The sequence below is a fragment of the Tahibacter amnicola genome, from assembly GCF_025398735.1.
In the GTDB taxonomy this organism is placed as follows: domain Bacteria; phylum Pseudomonadota; class Gammaproteobacteria; order Xanthomonadales; family Rhodanobacteraceae; genus Tahibacter; species Tahibacter amnicola.
The window spans coordinates 1,728,381-1,748,688 of record NZ_CP104694.1 but is presented as its reverse complement, the minus strand read 5'-3'; the positions used below and the strand labels follow the sequence as shown (position 1 = coordinate 1,748,688).

The 20,308-nt window shown below is 66.1% G+C and carries 20 protein-coding genes and 1 tRNA gene; 10 read left to right on the top strand and 11 right to left on the bottom strand.

All coding sequences use genetic code 11. The annotated features are described in order from the left end of the window. Window positions 1-101 precede the first annotated feature (101 nt). A complete protein-coding gene (locus N4264_RS07275; RefSeq protein ID WP_261696397.1) occupies window positions 102-401 on the top strand; it encodes a ComEA family DNA-binding protein in 300 nt (99 codons plus the stop codon). Window positions 402-484: 83 nt separating this feature from the next. Here N4264_RS07275 and N4264_RS07270 read toward each other — a convergent pair whose 3' ends face one another. Then, the gene (locus tag N4264_RS07270) at window positions 485-679 is read right to left on the bottom strand and encodes a hypothetical protein (protein ID WP_261696396.1); all 195 of its coding nucleotides are present in this window, start codon (window positions 677-679) and stop codon (window positions 485-487) included. A gap of 194 nt (window positions 680-873) precedes the next feature. On the opposite strand from N4264_RS07270, the gene N4264_RS07265 reads away from it, so the two are divergent. Further along, the gene (locus N4264_RS07265) at window positions 874-2,250 is read left to right on the top strand and encodes a S8 family peptidase (RefSeq protein ID WP_261696395.1); all 1,377 of its coding nucleotides are present in this window, start codon (window positions 874-876) and stop codon (window positions 2,248-2,250) included. Window positions 2,251-2,322: 72 nt separating this feature from the next. Here N4264_RS07265 and hda read toward each other — a convergent pair whose 3' ends face one another. Genes hda through N4264_RS07245 form a run of 4 tightly spaced genes read right to left on the bottom strand, consistent with a single transcriptional unit; the run spans window position 2,323 to window position 5,878 of the window. Further along, the gene (gene hda, locus N4264_RS07260) at window positions 2,323-3,027 is read right to left on the bottom strand and encodes a DnaA regulatory inactivator Hda (RefSeq protein WP_261697588.1); all 705 of its coding nucleotides are present in this window, start codon (window positions 3,025-3,027) and stop codon (window positions 2,323-2,325) included. A gap of 5 nt (window positions 3,028-3,032) precedes the next feature. Continuing rightward, the gene (locus N4264_RS07255) at window positions 3,033-4,232 is read right to left on the bottom strand and encodes an AI-2E family transporter (protein ID WP_261696394.1); all 1,200 of its coding nucleotides are present in this window, start codon (window positions 4,230-4,232) and stop codon (window positions 3,033-3,035) included. Next, complete coding sequence (locus tag N4264_RS07250; RefSeq protein ID WP_261696393.1) at window positions 4,229-4,801, bottom strand: CDP-alcohol phosphatidyltransferase family protein; 573 nt, start codon at window positions 4,799-4,801, stop codon at window positions 4,229-4,231. The genes N4264_RS07255 and N4264_RS07250 overlap by 4 nt, the downstream gene beginning before the upstream one ends. Window positions 4,802-4,804: 3 nt before the next feature. Continuing rightward, a complete protein-coding gene (locus N4264_RS07245) occupies window positions 4,805-5,878 on the bottom strand; it encodes a DUF2066 domain-containing protein (protein ID WP_261696392.1) in 1,074 nt (357 codons plus the stop codon). Between the two features lie 144 nt (window positions 5,879-6,022). Here N4264_RS07245 and purM point away from each other — a divergent pair, with 144 nt between their 5' ends. The 4 genes from purM to N4264_RS07225 all read left to right on the top strand — a co-directional run bounded on the left by purM (window position 6,023) and on the right by N4264_RS07225 (window position 9,246). Further along, a complete protein-coding gene (gene purM / locus N4264_RS07240) occupies window positions 6,023-7,060 on the top strand; it encodes a phosphoribosylformylglycinamidine cyclo-ligase (RefSeq protein ID WP_261696391.1) in 1,038 nt (345 codons plus the stop codon). A gap of 117 nt (window positions 7,061-7,177) precedes the next feature. After that, window positions 7,178-7,828, top strand: coding sequence for a phosphoribosylglycinamide formyltransferase (gene purN, locus N4264_RS07235; protein ID WP_261696390.1), 651 nt, complete (start codon window positions 7,178-7,180; stop codon window positions 7,826-7,828). Window positions 7,829-7,978: 150 nt separating this feature from the next. Beyond that, window positions 7,979-8,899, top strand: coding sequence for a Cif family virulence factor (locus N4264_RS07230; RefSeq protein ID WP_261696389.1), 921 nt, complete (start codon window positions 7,979-7,981; stop codon window positions 8,897-8,899). Between the two features lie 65 nt (window positions 8,900-8,964). Continuing rightward, the gene (locus tag N4264_RS07225) at window positions 8,965-9,246 is read left to right on the top strand and encodes an oxidative damage protection protein (protein WP_261696388.1); all 282 of its coding nucleotides are present in this window, start codon (window positions 8,965-8,967) and stop codon (window positions 9,244-9,246) included. Here N4264_RS07225 and N4264_RS07220 read toward each other — a convergent pair. From N4264_RS07220 to N4264_RS07205, 4 genes are all read right to left on the bottom strand, one after another. Beyond that, complete coding sequence (locus N4264_RS07220) at window positions 9,216-10,454, bottom strand: FAD-dependent oxidoreductase (RefSeq protein WP_261696387.1); 1,239 nt, start codon at window positions 10,452-10,454, stop codon at window positions 9,216-9,218. The genes N4264_RS07225 and N4264_RS07220 overlap by 31 nt on opposite strands. A 96-nt stretch (window positions 10,455-10,550) precedes the next feature. Continuing rightward, window positions 10,551-10,973, bottom strand: a complete 423-nt coding sequence (locus N4264_RS07215) for a DUF6491 family protein (protein WP_261696386.1) — start codon at window positions 10,971-10,973, stop codon at window positions 10,551-10,553. 130 nt (window positions 10,974-11,103) lie between these two features. After that, window positions 11,104-13,386 carry a M56 family metallopeptidase gene (locus N4264_RS07210; protein ID WP_261696385.1) on the bottom strand — a complete coding sequence of 761 codons (2,283 nt, stop codon included), beginning with the start codon at window positions 13,384-13,386 and terminating at the stop codon, window positions 11,104-11,106. Next, on the bottom strand, window positions 13,379-13,768 hold the full coding sequence (locus N4264_RS07205) for a BlaI/MecI/CopY family transcriptional regulator (RefSeq protein WP_261696384.1): 390 nt from the start codon (window positions 13,766-13,768) through the stop codon (window positions 13,379-13,381). The genes N4264_RS07210 and N4264_RS07205 overlap by 8 nt, the downstream gene beginning before the upstream one ends. 195 nt (window positions 13,769-13,963) lie before the next feature. On the opposite strand from N4264_RS07205, the gene N4264_RS07200 reads away from it, so the two are divergent. Together N4264_RS07200 and N4264_RS07195 are read left to right on the top strand one after the other, a co-directional pair. Further along, window positions 13,964-14,039: transfer RNA gene (locus N4264_RS07200), tRNA-Phe, on the top strand. A 191-nt stretch (window positions 14,040-14,230) separates the two neighbouring features. After that, the gene (locus N4264_RS07195; protein WP_261696383.1) at window positions 14,231-14,755 is read left to right on the top strand and encodes a hypothetical protein; all 525 of its coding nucleotides are present in this window, start codon (window positions 14,231-14,233) and stop codon (window positions 14,753-14,755) included. Window positions 14,756-15,359: 604 nt separating this feature from the next. Here N4264_RS07195 and N4264_RS07190 read toward each other — a convergent pair. Further along, window positions 15,360-16,259, bottom strand: a complete 900-nt coding sequence (locus N4264_RS07190) for an SEL1-like repeat protein (protein ID WP_261696382.1) — start codon at window positions 16,257-16,259, stop codon at window positions 15,360-15,362. A gap of 349 nt (window positions 16,260-16,608) precedes the next feature. Continuing rightward, entirely contained in the window at window positions 16,609-17,358 is a 750-nt protein-coding gene (locus N4264_RS07185; RefSeq protein ID WP_261696381.1) for a hypothetical protein, read from the bottom strand. 497 nt (window positions 17,359-17,855) lie between these two features. Between N4264_RS07185 and N4264_RS07180 the strand changes: the two genes are divergently transcribed. Next, window positions 17,856-18,647: a hypothetical protein gene (locus N4264_RS07180; RefSeq protein ID WP_261696380.1), complete on the top strand. Its 792-nt coding sequence runs from the start codon at window positions 17,856-17,858 to the stop codon at window positions 18,645-18,647. A 256-nt stretch (window positions 18,648-18,903) separates the two neighbouring features. Continuing rightward, entirely contained in the window at window positions 18,904-19,869 is a 966-nt protein-coding gene (locus N4264_RS07175) for a hypothetical protein (RefSeq protein WP_261696379.1), read from the top strand. The last annotated feature ends 439 nt before the right edge of the window (window positions 19,870-20,308 follow it).

Genomic DNA, 20,308 nt, shown 5'->3' with positions numbered 1-20,308 from the left:
AGGATTTTGCGCGCCATTCCACCGAGGTGCCGCCGGGCCCCGCTGCGTATCGTTCTCCCCGTCGACGCCACTCCCGGCGCGGCCTACTCAAGGAGAACACCATGAACAAGCTGTTCCAGTCTCTCGCCCTGTGCCTGGCCTTCAGCCTGCCCGGCTTTGCCGCCCAGCCAGTCAACATCAATGCCGCCGACGCGGCCACGATTGCCGAAAGCCTCAAGGGTGTGGGCCAGTCCAAGGCCGAGGCCATCGTCGCCTACCGCGAGAAGAACGGCGCCTTCAAGAGCGTCGAGGAGCTGTCCGAAGTCAAAGGAATCGGCGACAAGACCCTGGAGAACAACCGCGATCTGATCGTCATCGACGGCACGGCCGCAAAACCGGCGGCGAAGAAATCCGCCGGCTGACGCCGGCGTTCCTCGGCGGCGGGCACCCGCCCGCCGCCCGCCAGGCGTAACATTCCTGCGCGTATCGAAAACCCCCACGTCTCTCACGCTTCATCGACGATGACGTCATGAGAATCGGCGCTCGCGAAGTCGTTCGGTGTCACGCCGCCGACGCGTTTGGGAATGCAGAGAAGTCCCGACAGGACGCCGACGCCGCCATGGTGCGGCATCACCGAACGCTCACGCGCCAGCGGACAGCGTGAAAACCACGGATGGTCAGTTGTCAGGTTCACCGTCACGGATTACGCGACGGTGCCACGGGCCCGCCCGGAGGGCGGGCCCGTTTTTTGGAGCCGACTGCGCGCCACGGATGACAACCACTTGATGAGGGAGATCGCCCGACGGCAACGCGGCATCTCATCGCGACGCGCCAGCCGTCCCGCCGACAACCAGAACGCAGCCGGTTTCGTCCATCACCCGGGGAGGAGCCATCGTGAATCACTGCTTCCGCATCACCCATCTGGCCGCTGCCGTCGTCAGCAGCCTCGGCATGGCTGGCATCGCCACGGCCGGCGGCCGGCCAGACCTGGTGCTGTCCGACCTCGCTGCAGGCCGGGCCCAGCACAATCCCGGCGAATTGCTCGTGCAGTTTGCCGCCGCCGCGGACGACGCGGACCGGCAGGCGGTGCGCGAGGGACTGGACGCCCGCCTTCTCGACGTGGTGCGGACACACGGCCACAACGGCGAGGGCCAGCTCGAACTGCTGCACCTGCCGCCCGGACTGGACGTCGCCGCCGCCGTGCGCGGATTGCAGGGCGTCGCACGCATCGAGTTTGCGGAGCCGAACTGGACGTACTACCACCAGGCGGTGTCAAACGATCCGTACTACACGAACGGTTCCCTGTGGGGCATGTATGGCGACGGCACCTCTCCCGCCAACAGCTTCGGCTCGCAGGCGGGTGAAGCCTGGGGCGCCGGCCACACCGATTGCAGCAGCGTGTGGGTCGGAATCATCGACGAGGGCTACTACTTCCAGCACGAAGATCTTGCGGCCAATGCCGGCACGAATCCGGGCGAAGTCGCCGGCAACGGTATCGACGATGACGGCAACGGCTACGTCGACGACGTCACCGGCTGGGATTTCGACAAGGACGACAACACCACCTTCGACGGCACCACGGACGATCACGGCACTCACGTCGCGGGCACCATCGGCGCCGTCGGTGGCAATGGCAAAGGTGTGGCCGGCGTGTGCTGGCAGGTCAAACTGATCAGCGCGAAGTTCCTCGGGCGCCGCGGCGGCACCACCGCCAATGCGATCCGCGCGGTCGACTATCTGACGGATCTGAAGACCCGCCACGGCCTCAACCTGGTGGCCAGCAACAACTCCTGGGGCGGCGGCGGCTTCTCGCAGAGCCTGCAGAACGCTATTGAACGCGCCAACACGGCCGGCATCCTGTTTATCGCCGCAGCGGGCAACGACGCCTACAACAATGATGCGACGCCGAGCTATCCGTCCAGCTATCCCAACAGCAACATCATCGCCGTGGCCTCGATCACATCCACGGGCGCGATGTCCGGGTTCTCGCAATGGGGCCCGACATCCGTCGACATCGGTGCGCCCGGGTCGGCCATCTACTCGACCGTGCCCAAGAGTGCGAAGGGGCAGATCGTCTCCGGCTACGCCAGTTACAGCGGAACGTCGATGGCGACGCCGCACGTCACCGGGGCCGCCGCGCTGTACAAGGCGACTCACCCCGGCGCAACGGCGGCGCAGATCAAGTCGGCGATCCTCTCCAGCGCCGTTCCGACGGCGTCACTGGCCGGCAAGGTCGTTACGGGCGGGCGCCTGAACGCCGGCGGATTCTGAGGCAGCACGGCAGCGGTGGCCGCTGGCCGCCGCTGCTACGCCATCGGCAGCGCCACTGGACCGCCCGCAGAATCAGTCGTTTTCCGGCCGAGCGAGCAACTGCCGCAGGAACGGCACGGTGATGCGTCGTTGCGCGGCGAGCGATTCGCGATCGAGCCGGTCGAGCAGGCTGCCCAGGCTGCCCAGGTCGCGCGCATAGCGGCTGAAGAGGAAATCGAGGACCGCGTCATCCAGCACCATGCCGCGGGCCTCGGCGCGTGCGCGCAGAATGTCGCGGCGGGCGTCATCGTCCAGCGTCTGCAGGGTGGCCTGGGTGCAGCTGGAAAGGCGCGAGATCAGGTCCGGCAGACCAATGCCGATCTGTCCGGGCGCCGCACTCGCTGCGAACAGCAGCGTGCTGCCTTCCGCGCGGCACCGGTTATACAGGTCGAACAGCGCGTGCTCGGCTTCGCGTTCGCCAGCGATCGCATGGACATCGTCGACGGCCAGCACATCGCTGCCACCGAAACCACGGATCGCCTGCTCCCGCGGCGCGGCGAGCGCGCTCAGTGGCAGGTACTGGGCAGAAAGCCCGGCCTCGCTCGCCGCATGACAGGCGGCGATCAACAGGTGGGTCCGTCCGCTGCCTTCAGCGCCGTGCAGGAATACCCACGCGGTGTCGGCGCCGGTCGCGGCGCCCTGCACGGCAGCGACGGCAGCCCCGTTGGTGCCGACGAAGAACGTTTCAAAGCGTTGTTGCGCTGGCCAGCGCCAGCCCAGGGGAAGTTGTTGCACGATCACGATCAAACCGGTGGTGAGGAGTCACGCGGCGTCGGCTCCCGCGGTGATGTCTCCTGTACTGCCACTTCGCCCGACGCCGCCACTACCGCGGCCGCCGTGACATCAACGGCGACGACTTCGACCACGCCGGTCCCCGGGGACGCGGCGGCCGATGCCTGGTAGAGACGGCTGGCGGTGTAGCGCTCGTGGACGTAGCGCAGGAGGACCATCACGACGGCGGCCGCGGGCAACGCCAGCAGCACACCCAGGAACCCGAAGAGTTCGCCGCCGGCGAGTATGGCAAAAATCACCGCAACCGGGTGAAGTCCGATCTTGTCGCCCACGAGCTTGGGCACCAGGACATAGCCCTCCAGCGTCTGGCCAACAGCGAACAATGCCAGTACTGCCAGGACATACGCCCAGTCTCCGAACTGCACCAGCGCCGCGACGACAGCCATGGCCACGCCGATGATCGCACCCAGGTACGGCACGAAACTGATCAATCCGGCAATCATGCCGATCAGGGGCCCGACCTCGATGCCGATGGCCCACAGGCCGATGGCATAGAGCACGCCCATGCAGAACATCACGCTCAACTGGCCGCGCAGGAATGCGCCGAGCACCTCGTCGGACTCGCGCGCCAGTCGCGCGACCGTCGGCTCGATCGAACGCGGAATCAGCTCGTGAACGCGCCCGACGAGGATGTCCCAGTCGCGCAGCAGGTAGAACGTGACGACCGGAATGAGCACGAGCTGGGCGATCCAGCCGATGACCGTCAAGCCGGACTTGGAAACCTTCGCCAGCACGGACGTGGCGACGCCGCCAGCCTCGCGCCAGTGATCCTTCAGCATGTCGACCAGTTTCTGCGGATCGGCAAAATCCATCTGCAGCCCGAATTGTTGCGCCAGCCAGGGCTGCGCTTCGTCCTGCGCCCATTTGATCCAGGAGGGCAGCCGATCCAGGAACGTCGCGATCTGCTGCTCCAGGTAGGGAATCAGCAGCAACACCACGCCGACGATCAGGACCGAGATCACGAAAAACACGACCGTGACTGCCAGCCCGCGGGACACGCGCAGGCGTTCGAGCCGGTCGACCACCGGATCCCAGAGGTAGGCAAACAACGCTGCCACCGCGAAAGGGGTCAGTGCCGGCGCAAGGATGTACAGCAACGCGCCGATGATCAGCACCAGCGCCAGCCATTGCCACCGTTGGGTCGTCGTCATGGTGACGCAGCTCCGTTCTTCGTATGCGTTTCACGCCAGGCCTTGATCGACCAGCGCAGGACGTAGTCCAGCCCACTGGCCACCGTGGCGACGGCCACGATCGCGAAAAGCGTCGCGTTGATCCAGTCGGGCCATTCGGCGAAGCGCGACAGGTGCAGCAGCGTGGCAAGGACCAGCCCGATCTGCAGGCAGGTGGTCGCCTTGCTGATCGTGGTGGGACTGGCGGTCAGCGGACCGACCAGGTTGTGGTACGCGACCGCGCCCGCGACGATCACCAGGTCGCGGCCCACGACCAGCCAGGCCAGCCAGGGTGGCAACGCCCCCGCCATCGCCAGGCAGATGTAACAGATCATGAGCATCAGCTTGTCGGCGATCGGATCGAGCACGCCGCCCAGCCAGCTCTGCCAGTTAAACCGCTTGGCCAGGTACCCGTCCAACGCGTCGCTGGCTCCGGCCACCAGGGCGAGCAGCAGCGCCGCGTCGTAGCGTCCATTGCGCAGCATCCATGCCAGCGGCACGGTCAGCAACATGCGCAGGATGGTCAGAACGTTGGGTATGTGCCGCAGCATCGGTCAGTGCGTCAGGGCCAGCGTCGCTTCGACGCCTTCCAGCGGCGGCGCCGCATTGACCAGACGCAGATCGCCTTCCGGCGGCAGATAGGCCAGCCAGCGGTCCAGGGCCAGATTCAGGGTGAGCTTCATCAGCACGCCGTCTCCGCGCGCCTGCTCGGGGGTGAAATCGCGGACCAGGTTGTTGTGGCCAAGCACGTCGAAGACACGGGCGTAGTCCGACGCCGATGCGATGCCGCTGATCCAGACGCGGGCCGAGGTGATCCGGCGCTCTTCCGGCACCTGCGCGCTGCGCGTACCGATCCGGTTGGCCGCCTCGTCCACGGCGGCCGCCAGGAGGCCGGCCATGTCGCCGTCCTTGGTATCCCAGGTGCCGACGACCTGGCCACCCTGCACGAGCGTCCAGCGGCCGCTCCAGCTGTCGCCGATGCGGCGCAGCTGCGCGACGAAGAGGCTGTCGGTCTGGTAGCGCGCCGCATCAGCGCTCAGTGCGGCGAGGTCGCCGCTCCACACGGACTGCAGCGCCAGGGCCTCCCAGTCCGCGTCGCCGCGGGCCGGCCAGGCCAGCCCCAACCCACGCATCTGGGCAGAATGCTGCATCGATTGCGCGCCGGCGTCGCCACCGGCCAGGAGGCGGGGCCCTGCCCCGTCGTCAATCGCCACCCAGGCCAGCAGCGGCGCGCGCGCCGCCGGGGCCCAGACACGCAGCCCGCGTTCGCGCACGAGACGGTCAACCGCGGCGCGGTCGAAGGTGGCGATGAGGGACAGGCGGGCGACCGGCTGGTCGCCTTCGGTCACGACTTCCTGCTGGTACTGGTACCGCTGAACATAGCGCTCGGCGTCTGCCACTGCCTTGGCAACCGACTCGTTCGCCAGGACGCTCTTGTCGCCGGTCAGCTTCACGACCACCTGGGCCAGCGCGTTGCGCAGGGCTTCCACACGCTGTTCGTCGGACTGGTCGGGAACGGGCACCTCGCCGGCGTACAGGCTCAGGGCGGGCGACTGGGCCATGGCAAGCCCGCTGGCGAGGGCGAGAAGAACGGCAGCGAGACGGGCGAACAATCGGGCGTAACGCACGGACATTCCCTGGTCGGCGGGCAGCACATGGCCCAATATCGGCCTCAAGTCTGCCCAAACCCTGCGGCGGCGTCCATGCGCCGCCAGCCGGCCGGCCTTCGCGGCTGCTATCATTGCGCCCCTTTTTTCCGTCCCGGTTGCCCCATGTCCGCCGACAAGCAAGCCCTCACCTACCGCGACGCGGGAGTCGACATCGACGCCGGCAATGAAGTGGTCGAACGTATCAAGCCGCTGGTCGCGCGCACCTTCCGCAAGGAGGTGATGGCGGGCCTCGGCGGCTTCGGCGCCCTGTTTGAGCTGGCCGGCCGGTACAAGGATCCGGTCCTGGTATCCGGCACCGACGGCGTCGGCACCAAGCTGAAGCTGGCCCAGATCCTCAACCGCCACGACACCATCGGCATCGACCTGGTCGGCATGTGCGTCAACGACGTGCTCGTCCAGGGCGCCGAGCCCCTGTTTTTCCTGGACTATTTCGCCACTGGCAAACTCCACGTCGACACCACGGTGGCCGTGGTCGGCGGCATCGCGAAGGGCTGCGAACTGGCCGGCTGCGCGCTGATCGGCGGCGAAACGGCTGAAATGCCCGACATGTACCCGCCCGGCGAATACGACCTGGCTGGCTTCTGCGTCGGCGCGGTGGAAAAGGCCAGGCTCATCGACGGCGAGAATCTGCGCGCCGGCGACGCCATCATCGGCATCGCCTCCAGTGGCGCCCATTCCAACGGGTATTCCCTGATCCGGCGCATCGTCGCCCGCGCCGGCAACCCGTTCGACCTGGACATCGGTGGCGTCACGCTCGCCGACGCACTGATGGCGCCCACCACCATCTACGTCAAGCCCATCCTCACGCTCCTGGCCGAACAGCCGATCAAGGGCATGGCCCATATCACCGGCGGCGGACTGAAGGAAAACATCATCCGCGTGGTGCCTGACAGCCTCGGCATCACGCTCGACAGCCGCAGCTGGACCCTGCCGCCGCTGTTCGACTGGCTCATGCGCGAAGGCGCGGTGCCGCGGGAAGAGATGTGGCGCACGTTCAATTGCGGCATCGGCTACACGGTGATCGTGTCGCGCGAGGATGTCGCGGCCGTGCTGGGCGCCCTGGCGGCGCTGGGCCTGGACGCCCGGCAGATCGGCCAGATCGTGCCCGCGGCCGGCGACGACCGCGTCCAGATCGCCTGACCCGATGCGACGGCGCCGTGCCGACCGGGCCGCGCGGCGCTGTCCGTCATTCGTCCAATGGCGCGCGGCCCGTCCGCCTGCCTGCTGACTTCCCGCTCTGATTCATCGGACCTGCCCGTGAGCGCACCGTTTCGCATCGCTGTCCTGATCTCCGGCCGCGGCAGCAACCTGCAGGCGCTGATCGATGCGCAGCAGGCGGGCGCACTGCCGGTGGAAATCCTCCTGGTAGCCAGCAACAAGGCCACGGCCGAAGGCCTGCGCAAGGCCGAGGCGGCCGGCATCCCGACTTTGGCCCTCGATCCGGCCGTATATCCGGACCGGGCAAGCTACGACCATGCCCTCTTCAGCCGGGTGGCCGCGAGCGGGCCGGACCTGATCGTCCTGGCCGGCTTCATGCGGATCATCGACCCGGCCGCCGTCGCCGGCTGGCACGGCCGGATGATCAACATCCACCCGTCGCTGCTGCCCAAGTACCCCGGCCTCAAGACGCACCAGCGTGCGATCGCCGCGGGCGACACCGTGCATGGCGCAAGTGTTCACTTCGTGACGGCCGAGCTCGACGGCGGGCCCGTCATCGCCCAGGTGGAGTTGCCCATCCTGCCTGGCGATACACCCGATGCCCTGGCCGAGCGCCTGCTGCGGCACGAGCACCGGCTGCTCTGCCACTGTGTCGCCCAGATCGCCGCCGGTCGCATCACCCTCGGAGACAGCGGCGTGCTGGTCGAGGGCCAGCCCCTGGGCGAACCGCTGCGCCTGTTCGCCGACTGAGTCTGGCGGAAGCCGCGCAAAGGCGTCCCTGTACCTGTAGCACTTCCACGTTGCCGGCCCGGCGCGTTGGACAGGTCTTGCCGACGCTCCGACACCTCGCCTGCTATATAGCCGGCGATGCGCCAACGGCTGGCGCCAAAGGGGAATCACATGGCCCGACAATTCCTGGGTGCGGTCTTGCTGACACTGGCCGCCTGCGCCTCGATCGTGGGATCTTCACCAGTCGATGCCTCGGCACCTTCCACCAAGGCCGCACTGGAAGCGCTGCTGGCCACCGACAAGAAGCTGGGTGAGTCCGCGAAGTCGCACGACGTCGTTGACGGCCTCGCACCGCTCTTCGCGGACGATGTCGCCATGCCGGTCCCGGGCAAGGGCTTCGTCGACGGCAAGGCTGCCGTGCTCGAAGCACTCAAGGCCAACCCGGACAACGCCAAGGGGCATTTGTCCTGGACACCGGCGCGCGGCGTGGTGTCAGCGGACGGGCAGCACGGATTCACGTTCGGCTACATGACACTGCACCGAGATGGCGCGGAGGCTGTTCCCCTCAAGTATCTCGCCTACTGGGTGCACGGCCCGTCCGGCTGGCGCGTCGCCGTCTACAAGCGCGGCAAGCGCCCGGCCGGCGATATCAGCGCACCATTGCCGGCCAGCCTGGCGCCGGAGAAGAGCGTGGCGACGGCTGACGCGAGCCAGCTCGAGACATACCGGGAAAGCCTGGATGCGATCGAACGTGCCTTCTCGGACGAGGCGCAGAAGATCGGCCTTGGCCCCGCCTTCGTCAAATACGGCAGCGACGACGCCATCAACCTGGGCGGACCGAAAAACGCCACGTTCGTCGTCGGCGCGCAGGAGATCGGAAAGCTGGTCGGCGAAGGACTGCCGCCCAACACCAGCCCCGTCACGTGGGCTCCGGATCGCGTCATCGTTTCAGGCAGCGGCGACCTGGGCGTCACCATTGGCTACCTGAAACCGAATCAGGCCGCGCCGGACGGCAACCGGCAGCCGATCCCGTTCTTCACCATCTGGCGCCGCGCAGACTCCGCCTCGCCGTGGCGCTACATCGCCGAATAGGCGTTCCGGAATTTGTGAATCCCACGGACGGGGCATAATCGCTGTTTTCGACAAGGAGCGCCGACATGCCCCGCACCGTTTTCTGCGTGAAGCTGCAACGCGAAGCCGAAGGACTCGGGTTTGCGCCATGGCCAGGCGAACTGGGCAGGCGCGTGTTTGAATCGGTGTCGAAGGAGGCCTGGTCTGCGTGGCTGGCGCACCAGACCATGCTGATCAATGAGAACCGTCTTTCGCCGCTGGATCCGGCGCACCGCGCCTTTCTCCAGGGAGAAATGGAAAAGTATTTTTTTGGAGAAGGCTCGCAGAAGCCGGCCGGCTACGTGGCGCCCGATTCAACCGGGGATTGAAGCTCGGCCGACGTCGCGGGCAGCGGCGGCACGCCCGTCGTGCCGAACAGGCCGCGCTTGACGCCCGCGAGCACCTTGAGCATTTCCGTCCGCAGGAAGGGCATTCGCGCCAGCGGGTCGAAGAACCGGTCGCGCAAGGCCGCTGCCCGGTCGAGGTCGGACTGGAACAGCGGCGTCAGCCAGCGGCTGATGAACTGGTAGATCCACACGTGGCTGCGGCGCTCGCGATCGAACGCCGCCAGTGCCGAGGCCCGGTTCGGCGTGCCGGCCAGGCAGCGCGCCAGGGCCGCCGCGTCGAGCAGGGCCAGGTTGGCGCCCTGGCCCAGCTGTGGGCTCATGGAGTGAGCCGCGTCACCGAGCCACGCCACACGTCCTTCGTAATAACGCGCGAGCACCGTGTCGCGGTAGCAGCCGGGCGCCAGCTGGCGCATGTCACCGATGGAATCCGCCAATGGCCGTGCTTCGGGCCACAGCTGCGTGACCTCGTGGCGCCACAGCGACACATCCCGGGCCATCGCCGCCGGAATCGCGTCTTCCGGCAGGCTCCAGAAAAGCGCCACGCGGCGCGCGGATTCCGGTTCACCCGGAAGGCGGCCCACCGGCAGCACGCCCGCCATTCGCCGCGCTGCCGCGTAGCGTTGCTGCAAGCGGCCATGGAAGCGGCGTTCCGCGTCGACGCACAAGCCCCACAAGGCGCCCCACCGATACGGCCGGTCGCGCCGGACAACCGCGCCGGATCGCAACGTCGATGCGGCGCCGCCAGCCACGATCACGAGGTCGTAGGGGCCGTGTTTCCGACCGGCGTCGTCCCATAACAGGCCACTTGACGAATCGACGCGTTCGATGCGGGTTCCCGCACGCAGTGCGGGCGTCAGCGAGGGATCCCGCAACAGCTCGAACAGCGCGCCGCGCTGGATGCCAAGACCAAACCAGGCCGGATCCAGCCCCGCATAGGCCATGTCGAGGATGCGACGGCCACCGCTTGTTTCGCCACACAGCCGGTGGATGCGCTCGCCGCAGGCGATGGCGGCCTCGAACCGTCCCAGTTGCGCCAGAACCGAAAGACCCGTCGGCTGCAGCAGCACGCCGGCGCCGACCGGCCCCGGCTCGGGCGCCCGCTCGAAGATTTCCAGCCGATGCCCCTGCTGCGCGAGGAACAGCGAAACGGCCTGCCCCGCCGTGCCATAACCCACGATGGCGATATCCAATCAGCCCCCCGGCTGCACGCGCAGACGGTGCGCGCGGCCCGGTGACTGTAGCGTCGCTGCCGGGCCGTGTCGCCGCGGCAGCGTGACGCGGGCACCTCAACGCGTTGACCTGGCCTCGGCGCGCAGGCGCTTGCGCTCGGCCCGGAGTGATTTGTAATCGACCGGCTGGATCGAGGCGATGAAACAGCGGTCACGCCCGGCCAGGACATGATCGAACTTCGCACTGACCTTGTGCAGGGAAGAGGTCAGGCCGATCGAATGCGACCAGGCCAGTTCCGTACACGGTGGCCGCACCTTGATCAGCCAGGCCTTGTTCACGGCCGTCCAGACCACCACCGCCTCATCGCCCAGCGACTCGTAGCCCTGCAGGCGCCAGTACGGCATGTCCTGGACGGGATCGCCGGCAAATCGCTCGTATTCGGCCAACCGCGCCGCTTCGCGATCCGTGATGGCCTGGGCCGGCAGCGCCAGGCACAACGCCATGGCAGCGGCAATTCCAGCGAACAATGGACGAAACATCGGCGTGCTCCCGAAGCGGTCGATAGTCAGGGGACGATCGCGACCCGACCAGGGTCGCACACCCGCCTCCGCAGCGGCAGCCGATCGTTTCGACAGCGTGCAGGCGGTCCGCTCAGCGCCCTGGACAGACCTATTCGCGCCGCACCCCGACAGCCGCCTCGGCCTCTTCGCGCTGAAAATCCGACAGCTTCGAAGCGACTTCCAGATAGCGACGGCGCACCGCCTCATCGTCAGGCATGACGCGGGCCAGCTTCACCAGCACTTCGACCTGTTCGAAATCCGAATCGATGTCGGCCGTGGCGTCGAGCAGGGCCATTACGGCCGGTGCCTTGAGCGCGGTCGGGCGCAGCAGTGCGGTGATGGCCTCGCGCCGCTCGAAGGCCGACTCGATCGTGCGCGCGGCTTCCGCATAAGCCGGTGCGATACCGTCCACGTCCTGCACCTTCTTCGCGATGTCCGTCAGCACCTCGCGCTTCTCGAAATCCGCATCGAAAGATTTGAGGGTCGCCAGCACATCCGCGAGCGCCGCATCCCCTTTGATGGCGGAGACGAGGGCCTCCAGCGCCGTGCGACGCTCAAAATCCGAATCCATCGACGCGGTAGCGGCCAGCCAGGCCGTACGCAGCCGCGGCTGGTTCGCCACGCGGGGCGCGACCAACGCCAGGAGTTCGCGTCGCTCATAGGACGAATCCATCTCAGCCGCCACCCCGATCGCTGCTGCGAGCTGTTCATCCGAAATCGACGGCCTCTGAATGACCACAGACAGCAGGTTGCGCTGCTCGTACTCCGATTCGATGGCCTTGGCCGCCGCGAGCACGGCGTCGAGCTCTGCCGGCTTGAGGTCGGGATGATCGGCCAGGTGCAGCAGGTATTCGGTGCGCGAGTGCTCCGAGTGGATCAGTGCCACTTCGTCGAACACGGCGCGTGCGCCACCCCGGGCATAGATGCGGGCGGCGCGCGCCTTCGCATCAATGCCGGCCTCGCGCAGCACGAAGGGAATGGCAGCCGCCAGCCAGGCGCGCGCGTCCGCGTCGATGGGGGCTTCATTGCCATCGCGCAGATAGCGACGTGCCGGCGCGCCCGATCCCGCGGTGTATTCCATGCGGCGCTTCACCCCCTTGTGGACCTCTTCAATCCACGCGGTGCCGCTGGCGAGCGAGGCAATGTCGGATTCATCGTCCGCAAACCGCACTTCGCCGGTGGATTGGTAGGTCAGTTCGCGACCATCGCGCTCCAGGTGCGCCGTCAGCACGTTGCCGGTGCGGCGCACCTGGGTCACCGTGCAGGCCCCGCTGCCAGTGCATTCGCTGCTGGAACGCAATTCTTCGCCGATCGACCGGGCGATCAGCGCCGGCAGTCCGAACGTCGCCGCCACCAGCGCCGCGATTGGCAACAGGCGGATGAGAAGTGAACGCTTCGGGGCAGTCATCGGAACTCCTTCGAGCAGGCGCTCAGCGCGTTGCAGTACAGGGGAAGGTTCGGCGGCCATGGCCAGTGCCAGGGCCGGCAAGGGAAATGCGGTGCGTTGCTCCAGCGCGCGCGCCAGACTCTGCGCCAGTGCACGACCGTCGCCGACCAGGCGCGCCGCGGTTGCGTCACAGTCGAACTCGGCGATCACATCCAGCTCGCGCTGTGCCATCGGCAGCAGCGGCAAGGGCCAGGCCAGCGCGCGCCAGGCCTGCATGGCCAGGCGCCACTGCGGATCACGCCGCGCGATATGTGCCAGCTCATGGGCCAGCATGGCGCGGCGTTCGGGCACCGGCGCGCAAAGCGCCCAGTCCGGCAGCAGGATGCATCCGCCGGGAACAGCCAGCGGGCTGCCAATGCCAGCGGCCAGGCCGATACGCACCGGCGCGACACCGAGGTCGCCGGCCAGCCGCGAAACCTCATCCAGCACCGCGGCGTCTGTCACCGGAACCGCCGATGCCTGTAGACGCCTGACCGCGCGCAGGCTGCGCAGCAGGCCGCCGATGCGCATAAGGGCAACCAGCGCCCAGAGCGCCAGCAGCCCCTGCAGCAGGTCCACGGTCGACCAGCGCTCCGGCCCGTCCGCACGCGACGGTGCGGACACCGCTATCGACTGCGCAGCAGGCACCACGGTGGCAACCGACGCGACTGGCAGCTCCAGCACAACCGCCGCGCGCTCGTCCACGGCTCCCGGCGACGTGTGCGGTGCCGCCACGGGCGTCGCCGGCACCGTCCACTGGCCCAGCAGCGGCGCCTGGGGCAGCAGGGTCTGCAGCGTCGCCGTGACGACGCCACCAAACACCGCGGCTCGCCACAGGCGCTCGGCAGTACCATCGCGACCAATAACGCCCAGCCGCGCCAGCGCCCACACCACGACCAGCAACACAGCGCCATGCAGGAGTACTGTCGCGCCGAACAGCGCGGCGGCAGTCCAGGGTTCAGACATGGTCCTTCCCTCCTTTCAAGCGCCGACGCAAACGATCCAGGTCGCCGGACTCAATCGCCGATTCATCTACCAGATGCGACACCAGTGCCTTCGCATCACCGCCAAACAACGACTGCAGCAATCCCGCCACCATGGACCGGCGCACCTGCGGCTCCGTCACGGTGGCCCGGTAATGCAGCTGCCGGGCATCACGCCGACTTTCCACGACCCCCCGCTTCTCCAGCCGGGTCAACAACGTGGCCACCGTCGTGTGCTTGAGGCCCCGCTCGGCCTGCAGCACGTCGGCCACTTCGGCCGTGCTCGCCTCGCCGCGCTGCCACAGCACCCGCATCACCGCGCACTGCAACTCACTCAGCGCGATGTCCCGCTTTTTCCCGGCCATGCCACGTCTCTACAGCTGTCGTACTACAGTTGTAGTAAACGCGGTACGGGCGCGCAACGGGCTGAAAGTCATGGAAGGCCCTTGCGACACCCAGTGCAAGCAGCCTGAACATTCCGCTTGACTCCGACCGCCTCAGTCGATTTAATACGCGACCTTCGCGCTGCGGTTCATCAGAAACCGCACAGCACGTTCTCTGGCCGGGTAGCTCAGTTGGTAGAGCAGGGGATTGAAAATCCCCGTGTCGGCGGTTCGATTCCGTCCCCGGCCACCATTTCCCCTTGTATTTCCTCGCTTTTGGTTGCACACGTCGTAGTACGGCGTAGCACCAGATCGCCGGGTTTTGCCGGCAGAGTTACACAGGAATTACACAGCGGTTATACGTCTCCACCTATCCCTTATTGACAGCGAAAAGTCGATCAGTATGTTGGCCCGGCGCCTATCCCGGCGCGCGCGGAGATGGCCATGAAGGTCCACTACGTCCTTGAGCGGGACAACTCCACACCACGCGGCTTCCTGTCGACCAATGATGCCGCCACTGATGCGCTCAACGCAGTGCATCGGTTCTGCGGCGAGTTTGGGCTTGAATTCCAGCACGATGCGGTGATCGACAATCCGATGCCGGAGTTCGAGATCGACTTCCCTGATGAGCCGCTACCTGACAACGTCGGCGAAGTATGGGCGGGCGCATTGAACTGGTTCGGCGTCAGCGTGGCGTGCTCTGGTCCGCGCGACGTTCGTGGAAAGTGTAAATGCGGCCAAGAATTGAGCCTCATGAACGGCCGGTGCTCAAAACGCGTACTGTTTGCCAGCCGACTCGGGTTTTCCGAGTTGATGCAGGACGATAGAGGCAGCGTATATCTCCCGTGCCCTGATTGTGGCTACCGCTTCGTCTTTGAGGAAGAGGAACGCGTGGCCGGAGCACCTCGCCGATTTCGTTTCCCGGGGTTCGGTGGAGAGGAATTGCAGTTTTTCACTCTCTCGATTTGAGGCCGGGCAGCAACCTTGTCTGTTCTGGGTAGCGCTACGGAGACCTGACACAAAAACGGCGCGGCACCATCGCTGGCCCGCGCCGTTCTTGTTCAACGCAGCTGCTTCAGACGATCAGGCAGCGAACGCTCGATCCATTGCCGCCCTGGACCCGTCCACAGCGCCAGAGACCACCTCCGCCGGAAACTGGTGTCCACCGTCCACCCGGACCGCCGCCGGCGTTGGCGGCCCCGCCAAAGTCGCCGTTGCCCCCTGCACCTGGACGGTATGGAAACTCAGCTCCCTGGGCTGTCCATCTCCCATTGTGGCTCCGCTTGTAAGTAATGCATGTGGCAGTCGCAACAGCGCACACAAGCACGACATCACCAGGCTCATATTCGCCGGCGATTTCTGCCTCAGATTGATTCAGAAGCTCAATGACAGTGGGGCCTGGAAGCGGATGCCCCATCGGGCCGGTACAGCGATGAATATCGCAAGTAAGCCCGCCAAGATCGCGCGCCTGGACGTTCGAGGAGGCGCAGACCACCGTCAGCAGCGCGGCCGCTGCCAAATATAGGTTTCTCATTGTAACTTCCTGTTATGGAGAAATTGGATGCGCTAAGCGTCAGCGGCAGCAGCGCTCAGCGATTTGGCGGCCCTTATCGCGGGCCAGTTCGATCTCCGAAGTACTCAGCCCCTGACCGAGGTTCGCAAGAATTTCTTCGCGTGCTGCGTTTGGAAGAGAAACTAACGACTGCGCGTACTTGTAGGCATATGCCAGCACCGGATTCTGCTTGACGAGCCCGCCGCTACGATACTCATCCGATAGCATGCTAAGTGCCTCCACGCTACCCTGTGCAGCGCTCGACTGCAGAAGGCGGAGCGCGTTTTCCCTATAGCGAATGGTGGCCTCGGGATTTGCAATCATCTCGGCCTTGGAACCGAGAGACTCGTCGCCGATGTACGCGTAGCGGATTGCCGCTTCGATGCTCCCGGCGTTCGCGGCGCGCAGCAGCCAGTCGAAGGCGGTGGCAATCTTCTGCTTGTCGACCCCTTTGCAATCGCGCAGATCCTGCTCAATGCTGGCGAGCACAGCGTCGTTGACGGACTCGATCATGTTGGCCGAGTCCGCCGCATTGAGGCAGCGGTAGAGCGCCGCATGCAGCTGAAGCGCTGCGTCTGGATCGCCAGCCCTGGCCAAAGGCTCAAGTCTCGTCCAGGCGTCTTCCACAGGACCAGTCGGCGCCTGAGTTTGATCGCCGTACTCGAATGCGTTTGGATACGCGCCGCCGACCAGACGCATCCCCTTTGGCGCGACACCAGGCGCCGACTTCGTCACCTTCTGCGGCAGCTCGGCTGTCGCTTGAGTGTCCGGCTTGTCGCTGCGATCGCGGCCAGTGCTGGCAGTGCCGCCAGGCGCTTTCGCATCTACGCCATTGAGGTCAGCGAGATCCGACCGGCCAGCAAGGAAACCGAGCGCCAGAGCGGCAACGGTAATTGATACCAGGAGGATATTCTTCGGCACGGCACTTCTACACCTGGGGCACGGGGATACTGGCTTCGACGGTCTGTTGCCGTCACACCAAGAGCAAGTCGTTTGAATGCACGACTGGATGGCAGGCGAAGGAATCGCTCGCCATCAGTCGCTGATGCAGCCCCCGCTGCGGCCGCGCATTTTACACATCCCGTTCCACAGTACAAACGGATGTGGCACGGCGGCCCCAGCGGGGGTTGTCGCAGGACAGGCTCTGCCCGTGACGAAAGAATGATAGCCGGGCCCGGTCGCACGGATCGCGACGACGTAGCAAATGCACCACCGGCCACCCTTCAGGTTTGCCGCCTACAGGGCGCGCGGCCGCCCGGTTGCGGTGCCGCTACAGCAGCGAGATCCGCACGATGTCGGCCGAGACGCTCTTGCCGTCAATGGTGTAGCTGAAGCGTGCCACGCCGGTGCGGGACGGGGTCTGGGTGAAATCCAGCGTGGCGGTTCCGACGATGGTCGAGCTGACGAGATTCACGTCGTATTGCGGCGCAGACCACAGGGGTCCGACCGTCCTGACGACGACGCCCTCCCACTTTGTCTCACTGGTCCATTTTCCATTTTGTATGGTGAACCATTCGGGCTGGTGGCCGGCGCCGTGCACATACAGCGCACCGAACAGCGAATGCATCGTGCCCTGGAGGATCGAAAGACCCCAGCCGCTCTGGGTGGGACTCCACCACAGCCCGGCATAGTCGGTATTGGGCCGTGGCTGAGGCGGCACGAAGGCGACGGCGAACGGTGAGACCACCTGGAATTGCCAACGCCCGACGGGTTCCGCCGTGGGTTGCAGTGATTCGTAATAGGCCACGGTGTATTGCCCGGCCGGGAAAGCGCCGAGCTGGATATCCACAACCTCCGGCGGTCCGGGGACAAAACAGGCGTTGGGCTGCTGCGCCACGCGGATCACACCGCCGACGAACTCGACACGCACGCTTTCGTCATTGAAGACGCAGGAATCCACGGTCATTCGCAGATTGACGCGCTCGAACGGCGCCGGCACGGGTGGAACGATGTCGGCTGCGGATGTTGCGCCGCTGGCAATCGCCAGCAGTGGCCACACAAAGGCATTCAGACGGTTCATGGACGCACTCCGGATCACGTCGGTGGATACTCGGGAAGATCTGCACACGTTGCCGGTTCCCTCGACTCACGGGGCTCCGAAAACGGCCCCTTGCTCAGACTTTCCCCAGGCATTCGCGTACGCCCTGCCGCAGCGGCACCAGACCAGGCCGGTAACGCCGCGTCGCACTCCCGACTACAGACGCCGCCACGTGGGTGAGCGTCGCACTGACGCCGCCCGACCGACGAACGGCCTGGACCACCGCCGCCCGCTCCGGACATTCGCCCACGTATTTCATTTTCCAACTTTCCTTTGTTTAGACTTGCAACCAGGGAAAGCAAAACGCAACGTGCCCGGCGGCGACGTCGCCGGCGCGATCATCACCAGGAGTGGAAATGGAGTTCGTCAGGAAATGGATTGTGCCGGCCGTTCTGCTGGCCACATCACTGTTCGCCCCGGCCGCCTCGGCCGCACGGGCAAAACAATGCCTCAATTGCACTGAATCGCAGATGCGCGCAATGGCCCGTTCCTACGGCCAGGGCACCGTCACCGTGTGGAATCCCGTGAACGGCGACGTGCACAAGTACCGTTCGCAATGCGGCAATCCGCGTCCCGGCGAGGCCGCCGACAAGGCCTTCGACGTGGGCCCGGATGGCGTACGCGGAAGCTGCCCTGCCCTGTTGACCGATGAGATCACCCTCGAGCCGGTTCACCACCAGGTCACCCGCGCACTGAGCGAGATCTACCGCGCCACCAATGGCAGCTACCGCACGACATTCGACGTTGATCTCACGGGCCAGACATTCGATGGCTATTCGCCGCGACCACCGTCGATCTACGACTTCGTCCACGACATGCCGCTGCAGAGCCGCATCAATTCACTGCTCAACAACAGTGACAGCCTGTGGAGTCTGGTGCGCAGCCCGTTGGCCTCGGCTTTCCACCTGGCACTCAGCCATGCAGACGCCGCAATGGGGTACTCCGATGGCGTCCACGCCACGTTCACCGTGTACTTCGCCGATGGCTCGTCAGTCACCGCCACGCAGGATTTCGACCTGCCCGTGGAGATCCAGATGAACACGGCGAAAGACTCGACCGGCCACCCGATTCCACTCTCCAATTCAGCCGGCGGCGAAGGGCATTGGGTCTACTCCAGCAACAGCCCGGCCGGCAGCCTCGGACAACTGCTCAACCAGCTGGGATCACTGGGCATCCCCATCACCGGCCAGTACAACGGCGGCAATAGCGGCACGGTCCGCTGCCGTTGGACACCCGCCTCCAACACATTGATCTGCACGATCGGACCGTAATCCGATGGCGTGTGCCGCATCCGCGGCACACGCCCGGCTACCGGCACGGCCGAACGAATGGTCACCAACAGCGGGGCCCCTGATCACCCGGCGCGTACGTTCCGATTCTGTGGAACCAGCCGCGCGTCATTCTGTTTCCCGAGCGTCGCTGTCGGCGACATCGCCCTTCGATCGATCCTGCTCGCACGAAGGATCTGACGCGGCGCTTTGTAGACCCCACCGATCACGTCCTCGGGCCATCACCTCCGGAACTTCCATGCGTCCCAATCCCCTCGACACACTTCGCACGCTCCTCCTCTGCCTGGGCCTGGCCGTGAGCCTCGATGGCAACACCGCGCCGGACTATCGCGTTGCCGCCTGCATGGCCTGCGCCCCCGAGAAAATGAGTTTCACGGCGCGCACCAGCGGGCCAGGGCTCGTACATGTCTGGGACCCGCTCTCGGGCGACGTCCATCGCTACCGTGTCGCCTGCATCAAGAACGCCAGCAACAGTGAGCTTCCGGCACCGGAACCGCACGCAGGCCCGCTCTGCGCCCAATGGCAGAGCACCGAGGAACCCCTGCCTGCGCACCATGCCGCACTCACGCGCGCGCTGAGCACTATCCTGGTCGGCAAGGCGATGTCCTTCCAGCTGGACGTGCCCGTCGGTGCGCAGTCGTGGTCCGGTTACGCCGCGCATTCGGCGACGGTCTACGACCTCATTCGCGACGAGACCCTTCGCAAAGAGCTGGAAGACCATATCCGTCGCCCTGACGCACTCGCCAATAGCGACGACCCGCTCGCAAAGGCCTGGGCCCATGCCCTGGCTCACGCCGCCGACGCGCGCGCCTATACGCCGAAACTGAGCAGCAACTACCGCGTCATCCTCGATGACGGGTCCAGCGTCCAGTACAACCTGTCGCTGCACGGCGCACTGCAGTTCCGCAAGGACAGTTTCCGCGACCCCATCGGCAATGCCATTCCGACACGCAACGAACTGAGTTCCGGTGGCATCTGGCTGTTCGCGAAGGAACATCACGCCCACCTGCAACGCCTGCTCGACCAGATGGCCCGCAACGGCGCGCGCATTGTCGGCACGCCGAGCCCCGGCAACAACCGCATCGAGTGCAAGGTGGATCTGACCATGCCGGCACGCCCCCTGGTTTGCGAGGTGACGGCCACGGGCCCGCTGGCCGCAGACGCAGCCCGCGCCGCGCACGTCACGCCGGAAACCACGCACTAACGCCCCCACCCACGGCACGTCGGCCCCGACCGTCATGCGAGTTGTCGGGCCGACGCCGACGGGTCGGGCATTCCGCATGCCGCGACGCCTCGTACGCGTGGGAAACCGCCCCATTTGCCCTACTCGCCGCGTTGGCACGCGGATTGCCCCGTCTCACTCAGGACGCAGAGTCATCGACGGAACGATGTACCAGGGAGCGGCAATCGCCGGGACGGCGAAGCACACGACGGGTCATCCCTGCGCCCCGTCGTCCGGGCCGGCACTGCCGGCCCGGTTTTTTTCTGGACCGCTCAGCACAGCACGTTCACCGTTCGCTGCGTCAAAAGCCAGCCATTCCAACCATCATGCGGAGACACCTGATGCGCACCACTCCACCGTGGCACGGCGGTTGCGTGGCTGTACTGGTCGACTAAGATCAACGCCAGCGCTTATGGGCATT

Coding starts and splice junctions, on each gene's coding strand:
- N4264_RS07275 (WP_261696397.1), top strand. CDS start 102: ATGAACAAGCTGTTCCAGTCTCTCGCCCTGTGCCTGGCCTTCAGCCTG.
- N4264_RS07255 (WP_261696394.1), bottom strand. CDS start 4,232: ATGACGACGACCCAACGGTGGCAATGGCTGGCGCTGGTGCTGATCATC.
- N4264_RS07250 (WP_261696393.1), bottom strand. CDS start 4,801: ATGCTGCGGCACATACCCAACGTTCTGACCATCCTGCGCATGTTGCTG.
- purM (WP_261696391.1), top strand. CDS start 6,023: ATGTCCGCCGACAAGCAAGCCCTCACCTACCGCGACGCGGGAGTCGAC.
- N4264_RS07230 (WP_261696389.1), top strand. CDS start 7,979: ATGGCCCGACAATTCCTGGGTGCGGTCTTGCTGACACTGGCCGCCTGC.
- N4264_RS07225 (WP_261696388.1), top strand. CDS start 8,965: ATGCCCCGCACCGTTTTCTGCGTGAAGCTGCAACGCGAAGCCGAAGGA.
- N4264_RS07215 (WP_261696386.1), bottom strand. CDS start 10,973: ATGTTTCGTCCATTGTTCGCTGGAATTGCCGCTGCCATGGCGTTGTGC.
- N4264_RS07210 (WP_261696385.1), bottom strand. CDS start 13,386: ATGTCTGAACCCTGGACTGCCGCCGCGCTGTTCGGCGCGACAGTACTC.
- N4264_RS07205 (WP_261696384.1), bottom strand. CDS start 13,768: ATGGCCGGGAAAAAGCGGGACATCGCGCTGAGTGAGTTGCAGTGCGCG.
- N4264_RS07195 (WP_261696383.1), top strand. CDS start 14,231: ATGAAGGTCCACTACGTCCTTGAGCGGGACAACTCCACACCACGCGGC.
- N4264_RS07185 (WP_261696381.1), bottom strand. CDS start 17,358: ATGAACCGTCTGAATGCCTTTGTGTGGCCACTGCTGGCGATTGCCAGC.
- N4264_RS07180 (WP_261696380.1), top strand. CDS start 17,856: ATGGCCCGTTCCTACGGCCAGGGCACCGTCACCGTGTGGAATCCCGTG.
- N4264_RS07175 (WP_261696379.1), top strand. CDS start 18,904: ATGCGTCCCAATCCCCTCGACACACTTCGCACGCTCCTCCTCTGCCTG.